Here is an 18,066-nt window from a genome sequence, read left to right on the forward strand (position 1 = left end):
CCGTCATTGCGAGAGGGTATCCTTGGTATGTTCAGCCGCATTCATGTCGATGTCGGCCAGTTCCTTCGGCACGTAATTTTCGTCATGCTTGGCCAGCAAGCTTTCGGCGACGAATATGCGGTCGGGGCGAAGACGACCATCGGCGACAACGCCCGATCCTTCCACGAACAGGTCGGGCGTGATGCCACGATAGCTGACTTTTTGCGTGCCGCTTTGGTCCTGCACGATGAACGTGATGGAAACGCCATCGGCGGCGCGCACAATCGAACCCTTCTGCACCATGCCGCCCAGCCTTATGGCTTTTCCAGGCGCGACATTAGCGGCGGCCAAGGTTGTGGGCGTGTAGAAATAGGACGCCTCTTCGCGCAAGGCGGAAGCCGCGATCAGGCCAGCGCCCACCAATGCGACCACAGCAATCAGGGCCAATAACAAACGCTGATGTTTGGGTTTCATGACTGTTCCCGAAATGCATCTGCCAAAGCCTCGGCGCGACGCATGGAAAGATAGCTGGACACGATAAGCCAAATCATACCGACGCCCGTGACCGCGAATGACGCGATGATGAAAGGCGCGTGGGGCATTAGCCTTGCGCCATCCGGCGCATCCGCGCTTCAATCCGCATCTCCGCCAATGCTGCGCGCATCCGCATCAGGACGAGCGCGCCGAACAACAGACTGAAACCCGCGACGGCGACAAACAAAGGCACCAGATAAGCCGTATCAATCGACGAACCGCTTAAGGTAATACTCGCCTTTTGATGCTGGCTTTCCCACCAGACTACCGAACGGTTGATAATCGGAATGTTGACCGCGCCAATCACGCCAAAGACCGCCGCCACACGGCTCGTGTCGCCCTTCTCGCTTGAAGCGTTGGAAAGCGCGATATATCCTAGATATAGAAAGAATAGGACCAGCATAGACGTCAATCGACCATCCCAGACCCACCAGGTGCCCCATGTTGGCCGCCCCCAGATGGAGCCCGTGATAAGGCAGATCGCCGCAAAGGTCGCTCCGGGAACAGCGATGGCACGGGCAGCAACACCCGCCAACGGGTGTCGCCATACCAATTGCACGATGCTGGCAATCGCAATGCCCGTCCACCCCCCCATGCCAAGCCAAGCGGCGGGAACATGGACGAAAAGGATTTTGACGGTATCGCCCATCAAGCGTTCTGTTGGCGTAAAAAACCCACCCCAAATGCAAGCACCGAGCACGAGCAGCAGCCCTGGCCAGAATAATGCTGCGGTGAGCGGCTTTGCGATACGCAAGAATCGGGCAGGATTGGCAAAGCGATGCATGATTAGACAGCTCCTTTAGCACCGCAAAAGCGTTACGCCAACGGATTTGCGATCATCTGCCAATAAGCTTTTGTGCCATATTGTCGGCAACTTCGGCAGGGGTCATCCCGGTCGAATCACTTTCGGACCAGATGGCCGAAAGACGCCCCGGAATGGCGTCGATGCGTCTGTTGATTTCCGCGTCATCGGCATTTTCTATCTGGCGTAAAACATTGATAATGCCGCCTGCGTTGATGACATAGTCCGGCGCGTAGAGGATGCCCCTATCCGCCAACATCCGGTCCTCCGAACCACTGGCCAATTGGTTGTTCGCGCCGCCAGCAATCGCGCGAACTTTTAAGGCGTTCACGCTGGCTTGCGTAACTATGGCCCCCAAAGCACATGGGCTGAAGATATCTGCATCGACGGTCATGATCGCGTCGGCAGCAACGCTGGTGCCGCCAAGTTCCGCAGCCAGGTCGGCGGCACGTTGTGCATCGACATCGGCCAATGTCAGCTTTGCCCCTTGCTGCGCCAAATAACGCGCCAGACCGCCGCCGACACTGCCAACGCCCTGAATAGCGACGTGCACGCCCGACATGCTATCGGCGCCAAAAGCATGCTTTGCCGCAGCCTGAACGCCCAGATATACACCGCGCGCCGTGTAGGGGCCGGGATCTCCGCCTTGCTCCGGCAGTCCGGCAACATGCGACGTGACCTTCGACAAGGACACCATGTCCGCTTCAGACATGCCGACATCCTGCGCCGTGATATATTTCCCGCCGAGCGAATCCACCGCGCGGGCAAATGCGTCGAGCATATCCTGCTTTTTGGTGCGTGCTGCGTTGGCAAGAATGACTGCTTTGCCGCCGCCGGCAGAAAGCCCCGCCATCGCGTTTTTGTAGCTCATGCCGCGCGACAGGCGCAGCGCATCTGTAATCGCGGCCTGGGAATCGCCGTAATGCCAAAAACGGGTTCCGCCCGCAGCGGGCCCCAAATGGGTAGAATGCACCGCGATAACGGCCCTTAGCCCCGTCACACGGTCGTCAAAGACGTGCACCGCCTCGTGCGAGTCAAAATCAGGCAGGTCCCAAATGGCGGGCATGATATATTTCCTTGTGCGAAAATGGCCCTTGGGCGTTCGGAATCATATTACGTTCACGCGTAATAATATTACGCACGGCAAATGTCACACAGATTTTGGCGTGGAAGAAATGGGGCGACCGAGGGGTCTTGAACCCCCGACCTCTGGTACCACAAACCAGCGCTCTAACCAACTGAGCTACGGTCGCCATAGCGCCACTGAGGCAGGCGCGATCCCGTTTTTCGGTCTAAGCTTAGACCGTAAATGTGTCATGTGCCGAGCCTTCGCCCGGCACAACGAATATCTTATTTTTTGAGGCTGAGGCCACCAAAACGCTTGTTAAACTGGGCCACGCGACCACCAGTGTCAAGCATACGGCCCGAACCACCGGTCCATGCCGGGTGCGACGTCGGATCGATATCCAGAGCGAGGGTGTCACCTTCTTTGCCCCAAGTGGAGCGCGTTTCGAAGATGGTGCCATCGGTCATCTGCACCTTGATCATGTGATAATCGGGGTGAATGTCGGCTTTCATATATAAATCCTTTGTTCAGCCACCGGTTTCCGACCGGTAACCCTAAATTCGGAAGCGCCGCGCATAGCGGGGAGCGGACGCGATAGCAACATGGAAATATTGCAGAACGCGGGTCTGGCGGATTGTAACTTTTTCGCCTTCCGCCCTTATGCTTGGTTATCCTCGAGCCAAAGGCGTGCAGAGGACACATAAGTTCGGGATGACGAAACTATTGATCAAGCAGGCGGCTCGGCAATCATCGCCATAAATTCGGCCTCAGCAGCGATTTGGTCGCCCACCATGGCGCGTCCGGCAAATTTGCAAACGCGGGCACGTTTCTGCACAAATTCAACATGCAAATGCAAAAGGCATCCCGGCTCAACCGGCGCACGAAACTTGGCATTGTCGATGGACATGAAATACACAAGCTTGCCCGATCCAATCAACCCAAGGCTTTCCATCGCCAACACACCCGCCGCTTGGGCCAGCGCCTCGACAATCATAACACCCGGCATGATGGGTCTTCCCGGGAAGTGCCCCTGAAAAAACCCTTCATTCATGGTCACGGCCTTGACCGCGCATATACGCTCGTCAACGACGAGCTCTTCTACGCGGTCAACCAAAAGCATGGGGTAACGGTGCGGAAGCACCGCCATGACCCGGCGTACGTCATAATTGCTGAAATCGCCCCCCGACATACAGTTTACCGGCTTTCAGGCTGCGCTGCTGGGCTTGCGGGCGCAGCGGGCCGGGCCTGCGCGGCAGCGGCTTGTGCTTGCTGCGATGCTGCGTTGATCAGTTGCTGGATCTGCTGATACAATGCGCCAATCTGACGCGACGGACGCCAGCCGGCGGGCGGCGTGATCGGCACGGATGGTACGACCTTGTCGAGCTCGGCCGTGATCGCAGCAGTTACGTCAACCGCTTCTGGCGCCCACACAAACGCATCGGGCGCAAGAATGACATTGATTTTCTTGGCGGTAATGACCGCTTGCTGTGCAGCGTCATATTTCAACGCAATCTGTTCGACGGCATAAAGCTGCGCAAGGAAGACCGGCTCTTGAAGCGTGTTTATTTCCTTCTGCTTTGCGTCGAGTTGCGTCAGCAACGGGTTCTTTGCCTTAATGGCGACGTCCAGCTCGGCCTGCGTCAGTTCCTTGTCCTTATTGGTATCAAGCTGCGCATTCAGATTGTTGATCTCTACGCGCTTGGCTTGCAATTGCTGTGCCACGGCGGCGTATTGCGTGCCGATTTGCTGATAGGCAGTACCAAGCGCCTTTGAACGGGTGATTGCAACTGCCGTGTCAGCAGTGGCGATGCCTGCAACTTGGGCAGATGCTGGTACCGAAATGGCTGCAGCCGACAAAAAAGCAGCGGCGAGAATGTTTTTACGAATTTTCATTAGAATTGCGTTCCTACGTTGAAGGTAAATAATTTGGTATCGTCACCCTCCTGCTTGAGCAGGGCGCGGGCAATATCGATCCTGAACGGACCAAAGGGTGAATTCCAATTGACGCCAAAGCCAACCGACAAGCGCGGCTTCCATGAGTCGCCCAAAAAGCGTTCTTCGAAACGCAGCGCGGCAACCCGGGTCGAGCCATCCGTATTGATAGCCGTGGTTGATGTTTGAAGCGCACCAGCGCTATCCACGAAATAATATAATGGAGCGCCTTGCGTGCCGTCCGTCAACACCTCGCGCTGCGGCACCGTCTGCAAAATAGGTCGTGTCACATCAAACACAGAACCCACGTCAACGAACACGGATGGACGTAAGCCCAACTCTCTTGCGCCACTGCCGAGCGGAATTTGCAATTCGGCACGGCCAAGATAATAGAAACGCCCGCCAACAGCATCATCCTGTATCTGGTTACGATCCGTCAGCGGCGCATTAACAGCCACCCCGTTTACAACCTGACCTTCGAAGAACACCCGCTGCACGCGCGGGCCAACACCGCGAATGTCGAAGCCGCGCATTTGCGGCTCACCCAGATAAAAACGATCAGTCAGACGGACATCGTCAATACCTTCCGAGGTCAAACCACGGTCTTCCAACGGGTGGATATACCCACCTTCCAACGACAATCCGAAAACGAAATTACCGAATGGTTTCCAAAATTTGTCGGCGTTAATCCGCGTTTTAACATATTTGACGTCACCACCAAGCCCGGCAAAGTCTTGGCTTATACCGAAGCTCTGGCCGCGTGTCGGGCGGATGCGGTTGTCGCGATCATCATAAAGCAACGTGTAGCCAATGGAGGACGTCAAACGCTTACCGATTGCATCGCACAGAAACCGCCCGGCAACGATTGGGTCGCACGACCGAGGAAGCGGTCCTGCGCCATCCGGGTCAGAAAAGAAGGTGTTTTCATCAAGTGAAATATCATCCTGACTCAACCCGTAGCGCGCCTGAAAATAAATAAACTCATTGACCGGCACACCAACGCGCACCTGCAGACCTGTTGTCGCTTGCTGATAGGTTGTGTTGCGTTGGTTGTTGAAGAAGTTGAAACTGTTCAAATCCCGACGGAAAATGTCGCCCGATATTGCGATGGAACGATCAAACAAATAAGGCTCGGTAAAGCCGATTTCCGCTGATTTAGCATATGACGAATAAGAAATATTCGTCCGCAATTCTTGCCCCAAGCCGCGGAAGTTCCGTTGCTTGATCGAACCTTGGAAAATGAAGTTTTCAATCGAGGAAAATCCTGCGGACAAGGACAATTCGCCCGTCGCTTTTTCTTCGACATTTGTGGTGAGGATGATGCGGTCGGGCGCACTGCCCTGCGCCTGTTCGACTTCAAGGTCTTCCTGGAAATAGCCAAGCGATTTGATGCGCTCTGCGGTCCGCTTGACTTGAATACTATTAAACGCATCGCCTTCATTCAGGCGGAATTCGCGGCGAACAACCTTATCCTGCGTCAGTGTGTTGCCGTTAATGTCGATCCGTTCGACAAACACGCGCGGGGATTCCGCCACGTTGAACGTAATGCCCATGGTCAACGTTTCTTTGTCTCGCTGAAAATCAGGGTTTACGTCGGCAAAAGCATAGCCAAACAAACCTGCGGTTTCCGACAGGCTTTCGACAGTGTCTTCGACCATTTTGGCGTCATACCAGTCGCCTTTTTTCATGCGCAGAGTTGTGGTCAGACGCTCTGAATCAAAATCACGAATTTGGCTTTCAACCTTGACGTCGCCAAATTTGTACCTGTCACCTTCTTCCACCACATAGGTGATGATGAAGTCCTGCTTATCAGGCGTCAGTTCGGCGACTGCGGAAACAACGCGGAAATCGGCATAGCCTTGCGTTAAATAGAATTGACGCAGCTTTTGTTGGTCAAATGCCAGACGATCGGGATCATAGCTGGTGCCAGAGCTGAAAAAGCGATAGAAACGGGCTTGCTTCGTGACCATTTCGCCGCGCAACTGGCCATCGGAAAACTTGTCGTTGCCGATGATGTTGATCTGCCGAACCTTGGACTTGGGCCCTTCGCTAATCTCGAAAACAATATCTACGCGGTTTTGGTCGAGTTGAACCAATTTAGGCTCAACGACCGCCGCAAAGCGCCCCTGACGCTTGTAAAGTTCAATGATGCGCGCAACATCGGCGCGCACTTTGGATCGCGAATAAATCTGACGCGGTGCAAGTTTAATTTCGGGTTCAATTTTGTCATTCTTGATACGCTTATTGCCTTCAAGAATGATGCGGTTCACCACCGGGTTTTCGCGCACCTCAATTACCACCGCGCCAGCGTTATTGCGGACCGCGACATCTGCGAACAATTCGGTCGCATATAGGTCCTTCAACGCTTGGTCAGCCGCGACCTGCGTCCACGGCTGTCCTGTGCGTAAGCGGATATATGATCGCACGGTATCGGATTCGAGTCGTTGCGTGCCCACGACGGTGATCGATTGAATGGTTTCGACAGGGGCAGCTACGTCAGGCTGCGCAGCGGGCGTCGCCGACACAGTCTGCGCCAAGGCGGGAGTCATCGTACCCGTCACGGCAAGCGCCGTCGAACCCATCAAATATATGCCAAAGCTTTTGAAGTTGCCGCGAGATATATTTTTCATTGTCATCCGATCTGATGTCCGCCGCCACCGGGCGTTGGCATATTGCCGCTAAAATAGTTTTGCGTCCCTGCCCGATGCAGCGCGCGCAATCAAGTATGCAATGCCCTCAACCGCTTCCGAAAAGCCCGAAAGACGCAAGGTCGTTGAATGTTACCATGATCATAAATGCCGCCAGCATCGCAAATCCTGCACGAAAAGCCCACTCCTGCACTATTGGCGTGGCTGGGCGCCGACGCACTGCTTCCACGGCGTAGAGCAACAAATGCCCTCCATCGAGCATGGGGATTGGCAGGAGATTGATGAACCCCAAGTTAATCGAAATGAGCGCAGCAAGGCTGATGAAGGTTAAAATGCCAAGACTCATGGCTTCGCCTGAAACTTTTGCGATTTTCAACGGCCCGCCCAGTTCGGAGATGGGACGCCGGCCAGAGATAATCTGGCCAAGGCCAATCACCTGCTGCCGCAAGATATTTCCGGTTTGAACAACCGCAGCCCAAGGTGCCTCAAGCAGGCCCACTTCGCGGACTTCCATCTTGCTGGCACCCACGCCGAGCCGACCAATGCGGTATTCATTGCCGAAACGATCAACTTCAATCGCCGCAGCGACCTTGGCTTGCTTGACAATGCTCGCCCCGTCGCGTTCGATTTCGATCACCACCTGTTCGTTGGGGATCATCACAATTTCCTTGGCCATCTCGTCGAACGTCTCGATGGTCCGGCCATTCAACGTGAGGATGCGGTCACCTTCCATCAGGCCCGCCACCGCAGCCGCGCTATTGGGCTGCACAACGTCAATTACAGGTGGCGTCACCGATTTGCCAAACGCCAACAGGAAACCCATCGCGATCAATATGGCCAAGATGAAATTCACCGCTGGCCCGGCAAAAACAATCAACGCACGTTGCCACAAGGTTTTGGACTGGAACGTCTGGTTGCGCTCGTCTGCTGGTAGCTGTTTCCAGCTTTCGTCAGCTTGGCTGGCGGGATTCATGTCGCCTGCAAATTGGACAAAGCCGCCCAAAGGCAGCAGGCCAATGCGCCACAAGGTACCACGTTTGTCGACCCTGCCCCAGATCTGCGGACCAAAACCGATCGAGAATTTCTCAGCCTTCACGCCGAACCAACGACCCACGGCATAATGCCCCAGTTCGTGCACGACAACCAAACTGCCGATCAGCGTTAGAAACGCAAGAGCCGTCACGATGATATTTGGCGATTCCATTGGCATTAGGTGACCTTTTGAATGAGCGCCTGCGCATAAACACGCGCGGCTGCATCTATGCTGAACAAGTCGTCGATGCAGGTTGGCAGGTTATTCGGTGCGTAACCGCAAAGCGCATCTTCCACCAAAGCGGCGATATCGAGAAAACCGATTTGGCCATTCAAGAACGCCGCCACGGCGACTTCGTTGGCCGCGTTCATGATTGCCGGCTTTGCCCCGCCTTCGGAAATGGCCGCGCGGGCAAGCCGCAACGCCGGGAAACGTGCGATGTCCGGCTGCTCAAAGGTCAACTGCTTAATATTCGCTAAATCCAGCGGCCTGCAGCTTGTGGCAATCCGCTCCGGCCACGCCAGCGCGCTCGCTATGGGAATGCGCATATCTGGCGATCCAAGCTGCGCCAACGTCGAACAATCGACATATTCGACCATCGAATGGATGACCGATTGTGGATGCACCAGTATATCGATTTTATCCAAGCCCACCGGAAACAAATGATAGGCCTCAATCAGTTCAAGGCCTTTGTTCATCATGGTCGCGGAATCGATGCTGATCTTCGCGCCCATGTCCCAATTGGGATGCGCCACGGCCTGCGCTGGCGTTACGCCCCGCATCTCCTCAAGCGAGAAAGACCTAAACGGTCCGCCGCTCGCAGTCAGGGTTATCTTGCGCACTTGGTCAATTTTGCCACCCGATAGGCACTGGAATATCGCATTATGCTCACTGTCGACTGGCAACAATGCTGCGCCCGACCGGCGCACCGCAGCCATCATCAATGCGCCTGCGGAGACCAATGCCTCCTTATTGGCCAAAGCGACGGTCTTGCCAGCCTCGATTGCGGCCATCGTGGAGGGCAATCCGGCACAACCGACGATTGAGGCCATTGTCCAATCGACATTGCGTCTGGCGGCCTCCACAAGCGCTTCTGCGCCTGCTGCGGCTTCTATACCGGTCCCGGCCAATGCGTCCTTCAGGTCGGCATAGGCCGTTTCATCAGCAACGACCGCCAATTCGGCATCAAATTCCCGCGCCAACTGCGCGATGGCGGCAGCATTGCCGTTCGCCGTTAGCGCGACAACGCGATAGTCGCTACGATGCTGGCGAATGAGATCCAGTGTCGACAGCCCGACCGAACCTGTTGCGCCAAAGATGGAAACGCTGCGTGTCATGGGATCAGCTTCCCGCCACACTTTGGAATAAAGTCACGACACCGGCGGCAAAAGCAACCGCAATCAGGCCATCCGTCCGGTCAAATAAGCCGCCATGGCCCGGAATCAATCGTCCGGAATCCTTTACCCCTGCCCGCCGCTTCATCCAGCTTTCGAAGAAATCCCCCATTTGTGCGACCACCGCAAGCGCGGCCCCCGTCAGCATGAGGCGAAACCAGCCATATGCAAGATAGACATCGCCATCGCCAGCATTTCCGCCCCTGAAGGCGAAGATGCCTGCTTGAATGACAACCATCATAAGGCCCGCACCCATCATGCCGCCAAAAAGGCCAGACCATGTTTTGGACGGACTAATCCGTGGCGCGATTTTGGCTCCGCCGATGCTTCGTCCCGCAAAATAGGCCCCTACATCCGTGCCAATCACACCTGCGATCAATAGGATTGCGGGCGTCATGCCGAAGAAAGGCGCGCTGAACAGCATCAAAGTGAAACATGCAAGGCCGACATAGCCCAAGCCGCCCAGCAGCCAAAAGATCCGTGCCAGCGGGCTTCGTGTGAAGCCAAGCACCAATTTGGTAAATTCAAAAAACACCCCGAGGCCAACGGCAATAACAAGGCCCATAAAGGTATAGCCGCCCAGCCAGATCGCAACTATCGCAACCGACATCATGGCGACGCTCGACAAGGTCCGTATGCCCAGGTCCGATCGGGGTTTCAGCAGCGGCGCGACCTTATCGTTCATCGACCACCATAGCGCCGTTCACGCCGCGCAAATTCGTTTAGGGCGGCAGCGAGCTCGTCCTTGTTGAAATCCGGCCATAAGGTTTCGGTAAACCAGAATTCGGCATAAGCCGCCTGCCACAGCATGAAATTGGACAGCCTTTGTTCGCCTGATGTGCGGATGAGCAGATCCAGCGGTGGCAAGTCTGCGGTATCCAGATTGGCCTCAATGCTCGCCGTATTAACTTCGCCCATCGCAGCGGCAGCGCGGGCCGCGCGGACAATCTCATCTTGTGCGCCATAATTCAGTGCGACCGCCAACGTCGTGCGGCTGTTGTGCGACGTCCGCGCGATAGATTCTTCAAGCATTTCCACAATATCTGGCGCTAATGCTTTATAATTTCCAATAATTTTAAGGCGCACATTGTTAGCGGCGAATTCATCAAGGTCAGATTTGATAAAATCACGCATGAGGCCCATGAGATCGCTGATCTCATCCTCGGGCCGTTTCCAATTCTCGCTGGAGAAGGCGTATAGGCTTAACGTTTCCAGCCCGAGCTCACCCGCCGCACGGACAATATTCCGGACAGTCTCTACACCCCGCTTATGCCCCATCGCCTTTGGTAACATGCGCTTTTTTGCCCAGCGACCATTGCCATCCATGATGATCGCGACATGGCGCGGCATTTTGCCCGTTCCGGCGGCAATGCGCTCTTGAGCTTCAGCGACAGCCATCACTTACCTAAACCCGATGAAGTTACAGGGCTGGCCAAAATCACTGGCTCAGGATTTCCTTTTCCTTGTGCGCTGCGGCCTCATCGACCGCCTTGATCATTTCATCGGTCATTTTCTGGACTTCAGTCTCCAACCTTTTTCGGTCGTCTTCACTGATTTCCTTTTTGTTCTCATCGGTTTTCAGCCCGTCATTGGCATCGCGGCGCACGTTGCGAATCGCAATTTTTGCTTTTTCCGCATATTGACCCGCCAGCTTCGCAAGTTCCTTGCGCCGTTCTTCGGTAAGGTCGGGAATAGGCAGACGCAGTGTCTGGCCATCGGTAATCGGGTTCAGGCCCAAGCCTGCCGAACGAATGGCCTTTTCCACTGGCGTCACATTGGACCGGTCCCATACCTGCACCGACAGCAGACGTGGCTCTGGCGCGCTGACGGTCGCAACTTGGCTCAACGGCATGTGTGATCCGTACACTTCAACCACCACCGGATCGAGCAAGGTCACATTGGCGCGGCCCGTACGCAAGCCCGAAAGATCGCTTTTGAATGAATCGACCGCGCCCTTCATCCGGCGCTCTACATCGGTTTTGTCATATTGCGGCATGGATCAGTTTCCTTCGCTTGTTACCACAGTTGAAGTGCCGCTTCCGTCGAGCACTTTCAATATATTGCCCTGTTCGCGGATGGAAAAGACCACGATTGGAATATTGTTGTCCCGGCACAAAGATACCGCGCTGGCATCCATAACCTTCAGATTATCTGCCAAGACACGATCATAACTTAATGTTTCGTAACGCTTTGCTGTTGCCACTTTCTTCGGATCGGCATCATATACGCCATCGACCGAGGTGCCTTTGAACAGCGCGTCGCATTTCATTTCTGCGGCACGTAGCGCAGCGCCGCTATCCGTTGTAAAAAATGGTGCGCCAACGCCGGCCGCGAAAATGACGATGCGCCCCTTTTCCAGATGCCGTTCCGCACGGCGGCGAATGACCGGCTCGCAGACCTTGTCCATTTCAATGGCCGACTGCACGCGCGTGGGAACGCCAAGCTGTTCCAACGCGTTTTGCATGGCCAAAGCGTTCATGACCGTTGCCAGCATGCCCATATAGTCGGCTTGCGCGCGGTCCATGCCTTTGGCAGCACCAGCCATACCCCGGAAGATATTGCCGCCGCCGATAACGAGGCACAGTTGCAAGCCAGTATCCTGCGCCGCCTTCACTTCTTCAGCCACGCGTGCAACGGTATCTGGGTCAATGCCATAGGCCTGATCCCCCATCAGCACTTCGCCTGAAAGTTTCAGCAATATGCGGCGATAGCCGTGCGCGCTCATAAAGTCCCTCGTCCCGATACAATGAAGGCGCCCAGCTATAGGAGCCGCGCGCCACATCGCCAAGTGCTTATGCCCGCCAGACGACGGGGAAGCCAAGAATATTTATGCGCCGACCGCAGCGGCCACTTCAGCCGCAAAGTCGGACACTTCCTTTTCGATGCCTTCACCAAGCTGGAAGCGGACATAGTCCTTCAACAATATGGGTTTACCGGCTTCTTTAGCAGCGGCGGCGACAACGTCGGAAATCGGGGTCTTGCCGTCCATCACAAATGGCTGGCTCAACAAAGCATTTTCCTTGGCAAACTTCTTTACAGCGCCTTCAACCATCTTTTCGACGATATCGGCAGGCTTGCCGCTTTCGGAGGCCTTTTCACGGGCAATGCCGCGCTCACGCTCAAGCGTTTCGGCGTCAAGGCCGGTTTCGTCCAGCGACAGCGGGAATGCAGCGGCGATATGCATCGCCAATTGCTTACCAAGGCCATCCAGCGTCGCCGCGTCAGCTTCGCTTTCAAGCGCCACGAGAACGCCGATGCCGCCCATGCCAGGCGCCGCAGCGTTGTGGACATAGGAAACAACACGACCATTACTGACCGAAAGCGACTTAACGCGCCGGATAACCTGGTTTTCACCGATGGTTGCAATGTTGTTGGTCAAACGTTCCTGAACGGTTTCGCTGTCGTTATAAGGCGCAGCCAAAACGGTTTCGGCTTCGTTGGCTGCCAAGCCAAGGGCAACTTGGCTGACGGCGGCAACGAATTCCTGGAACTGTTCGTTCTTGGCAACGAAGTCGGTCTGGCTGTTAACTTCGATTGCCGTACCCTTGGTGCCTTCTACAGCAACGCCGACAAGCCCTTCGGCCGCGGTGCGGCTGGATTTCTTGGCAGCGGTTGCGAGGCCCTTGGTGCGCAGCAAGTCAACGGCGGCTTCGATATCACCCTTGGTTTCTTCAAGCGCCTTTTTGGCGTCCATCATGCCAGCACCGGAAAGCTCACGCAGTTCCTTGACGGCTGAAGCGGTAATTGCAGACATACATTTGTCCTTTCGAATGTGCAGGAGGCCAAACGACCTCATTTAAGTTCGCCATCCCCGCGAAAGCGGGGATCCAACACCTGCGTTGGCGTTAACAGCAAACGTCGGGGTTGGCCCCCCGCCTACGCGGGGGTGACGACAAATTGGTTACGCTTCTGCGGCAGGCGCTTCGGCTGGAGCAACTTCAGCAACAGGCGCGGCTTCTTCGGCCACGGGCGCGGCTTCTTCGGCCAACGCTGGTTCAGCCGCTGGCTCAACTTCCGCACCAAGGTCAATGCCCTTGGCAACCTTAGCGTTTACATTGCCCTTGGTTGCCGCAGTAGCAACGGCGTCGCAATACAAACGAATGGCGCGTGCGGCGTCATCATTTGCAGGAACGGGGAATGCAATGCCGTCAGGCGATACGTTTGAATCGAGGATCGCGATCACCGGAATACCCAAAACATTGGCTTCCTTGATGGCGAGCTCTTCCTTGTTGGCGTCAATGACGAACATGACGTCAGGAATGCCGCCCATGTCGCGGATGCCGCCAAGGCTCATTTCAAGCTTGTCGCGCTCACGGGTCATTTGAAGGATTTCCTTCTTAGTGAAACCGTGCGTGTCGCCCGAAAGCTGCTCTTCCAGCGTCTTCAGCTTCTTGATCGAGTTCGAAATGGTCTTCCAGTTGGTGAGCATGCCGCCCAACCAGCGATGGTTGACAAAATGCTGACCCGATGCGCGGGCTGCATCGGCGATTGGGCCTTGCGCCTGACGCTTGGTACCAACGAACAAAACCTTGCCGCCAGAAGAAACGCTTTGGGCAACAAAATCTAACGCACGTGCGAACAATGGCACGGACTGCGATAAATCGAGAATGTGGATGCCGTTGCGCGCGCCGAAGATATACGGCTTCATACGCGGGTTCCAACGGTGTGTTTGGTGGCCGAAATGGGCCCCAGCTTCAAGCAAATGCTGCATGGTAACGACAGGTGCCGCCATGGTACTTCTCCTTCCGGTTGAGCCTCTGGGAAACTAGAACTTCACTATTGCCTGAAAGGCATAGATCAGCACCGGTATGTGCGTTTCCCATGTGGAATGAGCGGGCCGTTATAGTTGCGGCAGGGATTCGTCAAGCACCAATGCTTTTCTCGCGATCCAAAACCCGCGGCAGGCGCATTAACAGGCGGTTCAGGACCATCTGCATAAAGCGATGGGATGGACGGGAAAGCCAAAAGAGGATGCCATTAACCGTCATCGCTGCATTTCTGTTGGGGGTAATGCCCAAAGGGGGACGGCAGACTTGGCTTCACCGCATGCCTGCAAAAGGCGCCTTAAATATAGCACGCGGAACGCCGTGGAACCCGCATCAAACGCTAAACTTCGACTATTGACACCTTTCGCCTTTTCCAAAGTTATCCACCATTCATCCACTATTTTATCCAGCGCTTTTCCACATGAGCCATGCCGCTTGACAAGCAAGAACAAATGGTGAACAAGTGTTGAAATACGGTGTGAGACCGAATCAACACTCCGCCCGATTTGGGGCGGGAATCACAAAGGATTATTGCCATGACTATCATCGCTTCGCTTCTCTTCCTCACTGCGCTGGGTGCATCCATTGGCGTAATCATGTTGACAATTCGCAACGCCATGCCGCGCATCCAAGAAGTTATTGATATGGAATTTGCGCCAGCGATGCAGCGGGAACGCCGGATCATTTTGGGTGATATGCGGCGCTTGGCGCCTGCTACGATCATTGCCTTTCCGGCTACGCCCCGCCCGCAAAACGGAGGCCGTTTGGCGGCTTAACAACAGTTGGGGGGAGGCATCGGCACCCTTCAATCCGCATAGCGATCAAAATGGCCTCAAACCGCGAAGGTGGATTTAAGCGGTCCTGACCCTGGATATTGCGCGGTCCGGCCTCGTGGTGCTTCAATAATAACGAACGTGCGCAAAAATGCGCCCTGTGGTGACAGAATGTTTCGCCCTCGCTAGGTGATAAAAAAAGGGCGGGTGCCTTCGCCCCGCCCTTTTTACCAATTTCTTGGCGTGTGTCTTAGTTGACAGCGTCCTTGAGCGCCTTGCCAGCTTTGAACTTAGGCTGAGTCGATGCCTTGATGGTCATTGGCTCACCGGTGCGTGGGTTACGTCCGGTCGATGCCTTGCGCTTTGCAACGCCAAAAGTGCCGAAACCAACGAGACGCACTTCGCCGCCGCTTTTCAGTGCGCCAGTGATCGCTTCGAATGTTGCTTCAACAGCTTTGCCGGCATCGGCCTTGGTCAAACCGCTAGCGTCAGCAACTGCACTGACGAGATCTTGCTTGTTCATTTGGGAAGCCCCTCTTAAAATTATGTGACACTCACTTATTACTAAATTGAGTCGCGGCCTAGACCGGTTCGCAGATAATGAGCAGATTGTTGACGCTGTCAAAGGAAATATCGGCCTAAAACCGTCATTTTTTGTAAAAAAATGCGCGTCCTGCCTATTATATACAATTAAAGGCAGGGCGCACGGGCTTAATGCGTCACCGCAGGCCCATTTTCCCCACCGATTCCCGCTGGTAAAGCCGCAGCCAAATCATCGGCCTCGGTCCACTCAACAGCTACCAATGGTGCCACAAGCGCACGCGCCAGAACTTGGTCAACATGGCTTACGGGAATGATTTCCAGCCCGTCTTTTATATTTGCCGGAATGTCTGCAAGATCCTTTTCATTCTCTTGCGGGATGAGAACTGTTTTGATCCCGCCGCGCAAGGCCGCCAGCAATTTTTCCTTTAAGCCGCCGATGGGGAGCACCCGGCCGCGCAAGGTTACTTCGCCGGTCATCGCCACATCGCGGTGCACCGCAATACCCGTTAGCGTCGACACGATGCAGGTGACCATGCCGATACCGGCGGAAGGGCCATCCTTTGGTACTGCGCCTTCGGGAAGGTGAATGTGCACATCCTTGCGCGCAAACAGGCTGGGCTTGATACCATAGCTCGGCGCACGCGCCTTCACATAGCTCAAGGCGGCCTGAATGGATTCGCTCATGACCTCGCCAAGCTTACCCGTGGTTTTGATCTGCCCCTTACCGGGCACCGTAACCGCTTCAATCGTTAGCAATTCGCCGCCAACTTCTGTCCAGGCGAGGCCCGTAACGGCGCCGATCTGATTTTCTTCCTCGCCCATGTCATGGCGATATTTGCGGACACCCGAAAAGTCTGCCAGATTTTCCGGCGTGATGACAATGCTTTTGTCTTTGCCTTCCAAGATGCGGCGCAGCGCCTTACGCGCAAGCTTTGCAATTTCGCGCTCCAGAGTCCGCACGCCTGCTTCACGTGTGTAGTAACGAATGACATCACGCATGGCGTCGTCGCTGATGGAAAACTCATCATGCTTCAAGCCATGGGCTTCGATTTGCTTTTCGATCAAATGCCGTTTGGCGATCTCAAGCTTCTCGTCTTCGGTATAGCCTTCAAGACGGATGATTTCCATCCGGTCCAACAAGGCGCGCGGCAAGTTTAAGCTGTTTGCAGTCGTCACAAACATGACGTCCGACAAATCGAGATCAACTTCCAGATAATGGTCGTTGAACTTGTTGTTCTGTTCCGGGTCAAGCACTTCCAGCAAAGCCGACGCAGGGTCGCCCCGGAAATCCTGTCCAAGCTTGTCGATTTCGTCGAGCAGGAATAACGGGTTCATTGTCCCCGCCTTTTTCAGGTTTGCCGCGACCTTGCCGGGCATTGAACCGATATAGGTCCGACGATGGCCGCGAATTTCCGCTTCATCGCGCACACCGCCCAAGGATTGGCGGATGAATTCACGACCCGTGGCCTTGGCAATCGATTTACCAAGCGAGGTCTTGCCCACGCCGGGAGGGCCGACGAGGCACAATATTGGCCCCTTCAGCTTATTGGTGCGGGCTTGCACCGCAAGATATTCAATGATTCGGTCCTTCACCTTTTCCAGCGCGAAATGGTCGGCATCGAGCACGTCCTGCGCCTTAGCGATATCCCGCTTCAGCTTTGACTTCTTGCCCCATGGAATGCCGAGTAACGTATCGAGATAGTTACGGATCACGGTCGCCTCTGCTGACATGGGCGCCATGCCGCGCAGCTTTTTCAATTCCGCATTGGCTTTCGCCTTTGCTTCCTTGGACAGCTTCATCGTGTCGATCTTGGATTGAAGCTCGGCAATCTCGTCGCCGCCTTCGCCATCTTCGTTGCCAAGCTCGCGCTGAATGGCCTTCATCTGCTCATTCAAATAATATTCGCGCTGGGTCTTCTCCATCTGGCGCTTCACGCGGCCACGAATTTTCTTCTCCACCTGCAAAACGCCAAGCTCGCCCTCCATGAAGGCAAAGGCCATCTCCAGGCGGCGCAACGGGTTGGCCTCGACCAACAAGGACTGCTTATCCGACACTTTCAATTGTATGTTCGCCGCCACCGCATCTGCAAGCGCAGATGGTGTTTTAATCTCAGTCAGTTGCACCGCCGTTTCGGCAGGCATTTTCTTATTCAGCTTCGAATAATTCTCAAATTGCTCGGTAACCGACCGCATTAACGCAGTGGCCTGCGGCCCTTCGGCGTTCTTTTCGGTAATCAGGCTAATATTGGCTTCGACATAATCATTACCGCGCTCCAGCACGTCGCGCAATTCAGCGCGCTGCTTGCCCTCGACCAGCACGCGCACGGTGCCATCGGGCAGTTTCAACAACTGCATGATAGTGGCAGTGACGCCGATATTATACAGATCATCCTTGTCAGGATCATCCTCGGCAGGGTCAAGCTGGGCCACCAGAAAAATTTCTTTGTTGGCGGCCATCGCCTTTTCTAGTGCGACCACCGATTTGTCGCGTCCGACAAACAACGGCACAATCATGCCGGGAAAAACAACGATATCGCGCAACGGCAATAATGGAAGGTTCAGATCCATAGATACTCCAATTGGCGATCACCCAAAA

Annotated in this window: 19 protein-coding genes and 1 tRNA gene; 1 reads left to right on the forward strand and 19 read right to left on the reverse strand. The window is 55.1% G+C overall.

Translation table 11 applies throughout. The features are described 5' to 3' along the window. Positions 1 to 3: 3 nt before the first annotated feature. The 17 genes from ccmE to rpsB all read right to left on the reverse strand — a co-directional run bounded on the left by ccmE (position 4) and on the right by rpsB (position 14,120). Complete coding sequence (gene ccmE, locus HEQ18_RS04800) at positions 4 to 453, reverse strand: cytochrome c maturation protein CcmE (protein WP_432815724.1); 450 nt, start codon at positions 451 to 453, stop codon at positions 4 to 6. Then, a complete protein-coding gene (gene ccmD / locus HEQ18_RS04805; RefSeq protein ID WP_397603949.1) occupies positions 450 to 581 on the reverse strand; it encodes a heme exporter protein CcmD in 132 nt (43 codons plus the stop codon). The genes ccmE and ccmD overlap by 4 nt, the downstream gene beginning before the upstream one ends. Next, entirely contained in the window at positions 581 to 1,297 is a 717-nt protein-coding gene (ccmC, locus tag HEQ18_RS04810; protein ID WP_432815725.1) for a heme ABC transporter permease CcmC, read from the reverse strand. The genes ccmD and ccmC overlap by 1 nt, the downstream gene beginning before the upstream one ends. 52 nt (positions 1,298 to 1,349) lie before the next feature. Beyond that, complete coding sequence (locus HEQ18_RS04815) at positions 1,350 to 2,381, reverse strand: Leu/Phe/Val dehydrogenase (RefSeq protein ID WP_432815726.1); 1,032 nt, start codon at positions 2,379 to 2,381, stop codon at positions 1,350 to 1,352. A 110-nt stretch (positions 2,382 to 2,491) separates the two neighbouring features. Continuing rightward, a tRNA-His gene (locus HEQ18_RS04820) sits at positions 2,492 to 2,568 on the reverse strand. Positions 2,569 to 2,665: 97 nt separating this feature from the next. Next, positions 2,666 to 2,893, reverse strand: a complete 228-nt coding sequence (rpmE, locus tag HEQ18_RS04825) for a 50S ribosomal protein L31 (RefSeq protein ID WP_295443769.1) — start codon at positions 2,891 to 2,893, stop codon at positions 2,666 to 2,668. 215 nt (positions 2,894 to 3,108) lie between these two features. Next, a complete protein-coding gene (fabZ, locus tag HEQ18_RS04830; protein WP_395616541.1) occupies positions 3,109 to 3,570 on the reverse strand; it encodes a 3-hydroxyacyl-ACP dehydratase FabZ in 462 nt (153 codons plus the stop codon). Positions 3,571 to 3,575: 5 nt separating this feature from the next. Next, positions 3,576 to 4,274: an OmpH family outer membrane protein gene (locus tag HEQ18_RS04835; protein ID WP_397605071.1), complete on the reverse strand. Its 699-nt coding sequence runs from the start codon at positions 4,272 to 4,274 to the stop codon at positions 3,576 to 3,578. Continuing rightward, entirely contained in the window at positions 4,274 to 6,895 is a 2,622-nt protein-coding gene (gene bamA / locus HEQ18_RS04840; RefSeq protein ID WP_397605099.1) for an outer membrane protein assembly factor BamA, read from the reverse strand. Before bamA ends, HEQ18_RS04835 begins: the two co-directional genes overlap by 1 nt. A 154-nt stretch (positions 6,896 to 7,049) precedes the next feature. Further along, the gene (gene rseP, locus HEQ18_RS04845) at positions 7,050 to 8,165 is read right to left on the reverse strand and encodes an RIP metalloprotease RseP (RefSeq protein WP_397605072.1); all 1,116 of its coding nucleotides are present in this window, start codon (positions 8,163 to 8,165) and stop codon (positions 7,050 to 7,052) included. Positions 8,166 to 8,170: 5 nt separating this feature from the next. Next, on the reverse strand, positions 8,171 to 9,331 hold the full coding sequence (locus HEQ18_RS04850; RefSeq protein WP_432815727.1) for a 1-deoxy-D-xylulose-5-phosphate reductoisomerase: 1,161 nt from the start codon (positions 9,329 to 9,331) through the stop codon (positions 8,171 to 8,173). 4 nt (positions 9,332 to 9,335) lie between these two features. Next, positions 9,336 to 10,073 carry a phosphatidate cytidylyltransferase gene (locus tag HEQ18_RS04855; protein ID WP_432815728.1) on the reverse strand — a complete coding sequence of 246 codons (738 nt, stop codon included), beginning with the start codon at positions 10,071 to 10,073 and terminating at the stop codon, positions 9,336 to 9,338. After that, complete coding sequence (gene uppS / locus HEQ18_RS04860) at positions 10,070 to 10,786, reverse strand: polyprenyl diphosphate synthase (protein WP_432815729.1); 717 nt, start codon at positions 10,784 to 10,786, stop codon at positions 10,070 to 10,072. Before uppS ends, HEQ18_RS04855 begins: the two co-directional genes overlap by 4 nt. A gap of 40 nt (positions 10,787 to 10,826) precedes the next feature. After that, the gene (gene frr, locus HEQ18_RS04865) at positions 10,827 to 11,384 is read right to left on the reverse strand and encodes a ribosome recycling factor (protein ID WP_296199431.1); all 558 of its coding nucleotides are present in this window, start codon (positions 11,382 to 11,384) and stop codon (positions 10,827 to 10,829) included. A gap of 3 nt (positions 11,385 to 11,387) precedes the next feature. Then, complete coding sequence (gene pyrH / locus HEQ18_RS04870) at positions 11,388 to 12,113, reverse strand: UMP kinase (protein WP_296199430.1); 726 nt, start codon at positions 12,111 to 12,113, stop codon at positions 11,388 to 11,390. Between the two features lie 102 nt (positions 12,114 to 12,215). Then, entirely contained in the window at positions 12,216 to 13,142 is a 927-nt protein-coding gene (gene tsf, locus HEQ18_RS04875) for a translation elongation factor Ts (RefSeq protein ID WP_432815730.1), read from the reverse strand. 147 nt (positions 13,143 to 13,289) lie between these two features. Next, positions 13,290 to 14,120, reverse strand: coding sequence for a 30S ribosomal protein S2 (gene rpsB / locus HEQ18_RS04880; protein ID WP_397605077.1), 831 nt, complete (start codon positions 14,118 to 14,120; stop codon positions 13,290 to 13,292). Between the two features lie 570 nt (positions 14,121 to 14,690). Between rpsB and HEQ18_RS04885 the strand changes: the two genes are divergently transcribed. Next, positions 14,691 to 14,930 carry a hypothetical protein gene (locus tag HEQ18_RS04885; RefSeq protein WP_296199425.1) on the forward strand — a complete coding sequence of 80 codons (240 nt, stop codon included), beginning with the start codon at positions 14,691 to 14,693 and terminating at the stop codon, positions 14,928 to 14,930. A 247-nt stretch (positions 14,931 to 15,177) separates the two neighbouring features. Here HEQ18_RS04885 and HEQ18_RS04890 read toward each other — a convergent pair whose 3' ends face one another. Together HEQ18_RS04890 and lon are read right to left on the reverse strand one after the other, a co-directional pair. Then, positions 15,178 to 15,450, reverse strand: coding sequence for an HU family DNA-binding protein (locus tag HEQ18_RS04890; protein ID WP_295443736.1), 273 nt, complete (start codon positions 15,448 to 15,450; stop codon positions 15,178 to 15,180). A 188-nt stretch (positions 15,451 to 15,638) separates the two neighbouring features. Continuing rightward, positions 15,639 to 18,038, reverse strand: coding sequence for an endopeptidase La (gene lon / locus HEQ18_RS04895; RefSeq protein ID WP_432815731.1), 2,400 nt, complete (start codon positions 18,036 to 18,038; stop codon positions 15,639 to 15,641). Between the last annotated feature and the right edge of the window lie 28 nt (positions 18,039 to 18,066).

The organism is Sphingorhabdus sp. (assembly GCF_050921905.1).
In the GTDB taxonomy this organism is placed as follows: Bacteria; Pseudomonadota; Alphaproteobacteria; order Sphingomonadales; family Sphingomonadaceae; genus Sphingorhabdus_B.